Here is a 3,723-nt window from a genome sequence, read left to right as displayed (position 1 = left end):
GCTTCATCACTCTTAGCTGCCTTATTTTCCTTAACAGGGCTGTCTAAGCTCTTCATTGTCGGGACTTTTTTTGTGGTTCTTTCATACTCGACCAAGATGGTACTCGTACTGTATAAATTACTTATTTCCAAATTATCGCCTCCTCTATATCTTTGCCCTTCTTTGAGTCATTTTGCGGGCAAATGATGTAAAATTTGATGTAAATGATGTAGGGTGATAATCAAATAGGAAAACATATAGTAATCTGCATCAAATTATAACTTCTTTTATTTACAAAGTCAATCCATCTTGTTCCTTCCTCAATTCAGTTACTTCTATCATAATTGCTTTTCACTTCTGTCGCCTAATTGCTTTTAACATGCTAATCAAATTATCGGGAGTTATTTTGTTATTTTTGTACTCATTACATCACTTACTCTATCAAGTAAGCTTAAATTAAAATTCAGTTTTTTCTGAGCCTCTTTTAATTCTAACACATGCTTATTAAAATAATCACGAACAATAATTGCAGCAAAACATTGTGCTTGAACGGTTTTTGCCTTTTCCAATTTATAATTGATGTTCCCATAACTATGTGCTGATGGATTTCTTAGTTCAAAAAATAATTTGTAATAAAAATCCCAATATGACATATTTGCTTTTTCAAATATGCTATCTGGATTAATTCCTGTTAATTCCTCCCATCTTTTTTTATGTTTCATTACCGCTCCTTGCTTTTGGGAATTAGGTGGTTCTCCTAATATTCCTTCTACACTCCTACACGCTTGAACTACTGCCACTTCCATATTGGGGATTATTGCTGCATGTTCCCATATTTCCGGTTCTTCCGCCAAATGGTCATGATATGGATAACTACTCAACTCACAAATCAAGCAAATATAATGTTGTATAAATGAATTGCTCAACATCATCATCGCCGTATATGCCTTATCATCACGTATCATTAGCTCTATTTCCGGTGCGAGATTTCCAATATCAGTCGCTTTTATGATTCTTCCATTTGTTAAGTTTACACTATCAAACTGTTCGAGGTTATTGAATACTTGTTCTGCTAAGTTTTTATTAGAATCAAAATAATATATCCATCTATATTCATACCAATCTGCTGAAATCCTCTCAAAAGAATTTGCATATTGCATAGCCAGCCACATAATGCTTGCAATATTTTTCCAAAATGGCATATCCTTAACTTCCGGGTCTACTTTAATTATGATAGATGAATTTCTATCTTTTTCATGTGTCCATACGAATACTTTTTCATGCTCTACTTCAAATAATTCATTCATCTCGCCAACTTCAGGTTCAAAACTATTTTCAATTAAAAGCCCTTTCATATAAGCCGTTTTACATACATCATTCGGTGGATTAGGTGGATATTTCTTTTCTAATTCCTTGTTTTGCTCAATCCGATATTCAACCCATTCCTCTATTGCTTTTCGCAGTTTGTTTTCCATAATAGCTTTCCTCTTTGTCACATAACATCTATTTCATATACTTTCTATAATCAATCATTTATTCTTCTCCCATTCTATCACACTTTTATCGAGACAACTATTTCTAGTTTCCGCAAAAAAAAGAACACACAACACTCTGTATGTTCTCTTTCTGTATGTGAAGTCCAATATTATACTTTGAAGTAGCTATTCAATCCTTTGAACTCTGCCTCTTTCATTTCTTTTGTAACATCAGCATAGATGTTCAGTGTAGTTGAAATATCTGAATGTCCGAGTGCGTCTTGAATGACCTTAATATTTAGCCAAACCTCAACCTCCTTGTGCTTAGAGTATATGAAGTTTTGGCTTTATCTTGTAGTTTGCAAATATCCGTATAAATAGAAAAAGCCCTTTGAGAAAGGGATTTCTCCTCTCTCAAAGGGCAGGTTGGCAAACTGGAAGTTAACTAATGGATGCCATTTTATCAGTCGGCCATGATCTTCTGAGAGCCACATAGGAGATTAAAAAGTTTGCAAGCCAACCAGCCGGTACAGCAAGCCAGACAAAGGCAATACCGAAACGCGGTGCACAGATTAGGGCAACGGACAGACGAATTGCAAGGTTCACCATGTTTGCAACGAGGAATGGACGCATAATTCCGAGACCGCGAAGGACTCCATCGGTTGCCATCTTGATACCCATGAAGATGAAAAAGTAACCAATCCACCTCATATAATCACCGGATACCTGATATGCTAACGCTGTTCCGTCTTTTCCTAAGAACAGTGAGGAGATCTGCGTGTGCAGCGCTTCAATGGCCACAAACGCAATGGCTGCAAAGCACAGATCCAGCACCAGCGCAGCATGGTAGCCTTTTTTGATACGCTGAGTTTTATTTGCGCCAAGATTCTGGGAAACATACGGCGAAACTGCATTGCCGATGGAGACAAAAATCAAAGAGAACACATTCTCTACTCGCATTGTCGCCGAATAGCCTGCCAGCGCCTGTGTGCCGAAGGGATTTACAACTGCCTGCACGATCAGCATACCGATGGACACCGTAGATTGCTGAAGAATCGAGGGCACGGCAATTTGCAGCATGGATTGCAGCTCCCGCCAGTCAAATCGTTGAAACGGGCTCTCGTATCGCCGCATCCGATGAAGAAAAACCAAAAGGGAAAATACGGCGGAAATGCCTTGGGCAATCAAGGTTGCAAGAGCGGCACCGAACACGCCCAGACCAAGCCCGGCAACCATCCAAAGGTCCATAAAAATATTCAGGACAGAAGAAAAAATCAGCAGTCCTAGCGGAATTTTGGATTCGCCGATTGAGGTGAACATGGTAGAAAGAATGTTATACATAAACAGAAACGGAAAGCCCACAAAATAGACCCGCAGATACAGTACTGCATCATCCAGTATGTCGGCAGGGGTTTGCAGTCCACTCATCATCGAGCTGGAGAAGAAAAAGCCAAAAACACCAAGGACTATACTTAGAAGCAAAAAGCTAATCAAGGAGGTTGACACGATTGTTTTCATTTTGCCATACTCCCTGGCTCCGAAATAACGGCTCACAAGCACACCGGCTCCGACGCCGGCTCCCAGTGCCACACAAATGAACACATTGGTCAATGCTGCACAGGCACCGACAGCTGCAAGTGCAGAAGAACCAACAAACTGACCGACAATAATGGAGTCGGCCATGTTATATATTTGCTGAAAAAAGCTCCCTAGAATCATTGGCATTGCAAAAACCGTCAACGCTTTGAGGGGCGCATCGGTTATCAAATACTCATCTTTCGACATTATCATATTCCTCCATGGTATCTTGTATCGTGGTATCCCATTCACTTACCTTCTCAAATTTAGATTTGTATTTCTGTTTGTTTTAAAAATGGGCAACTCCGATTGGAATTGCCCACTCATTGCACTAATTATGCGTTTTTTTCTTGCTTGCACCGATTTCTGCATCAATTGATGTAAGTTTGATGTAAATCACTGTTTTTTAGTTTTTTATCAAATGAAGTACATCCCGTCTATTTACTATGAAAATCCTGAACGGCAGCCATGAATGAGTCATGCTTGCATGAACGAATTCATGGATATCGGGCAGGCTAAACTGTATGAGTAAGAAGGGCAATTGCCCGGATTACGAATGCAGTTGGCAGTTGCGGGAGTGCCATAGGCACAGAGTAACTGACTTTCATATAATTACATCATCTTAATAGAGCTTTGCACCTGCTGGAATATGGTTATCAACCATAAGAAGATGAAGTTCTTCATCCTCTGA

General features: G+C 39.4%; 2 protein-coding genes. Both read right to left on the bottom strand.

The window, feature by feature from the left end:
• Positions 1–380: 380 nt before the first annotated feature.
• On the bottom strand, positions 381–1,454 hold the full coding sequence (locus DWX29_RS12340; RefSeq protein ID WP_118565969.1) for a hypothetical protein: 1,074 nt from the start codon (positions 1,452–1,454) through the stop codon (positions 381–383).
• Between the two features lie 441 nt (positions 1,455–1,895).
• Positions 1,896–3,239, bottom strand: coding sequence for an MATE family efflux transporter (locus DWX29_RS12330; protein ID WP_118565968.1), 1,344 nt, complete (start codon positions 3,237–3,239; stop codon positions 1,896–1,898).
• Positions 3,240–3,723: the final 484 nt, after the last annotated feature.

The sequence above is a fragment of the Eubacterium sp. AF19-12LB genome (assembly GCF_003479125.1).
GTDB classification, from domain to species: domain Bacteria; phylum Bacillota; class Clostridia; order Lachnospirales; family Lachnospiraceae; genus Eubacterium_U; species Eubacterium_U album.
This window is presented reverse-complemented; position numbering and strand designations above follow the sequence as displayed.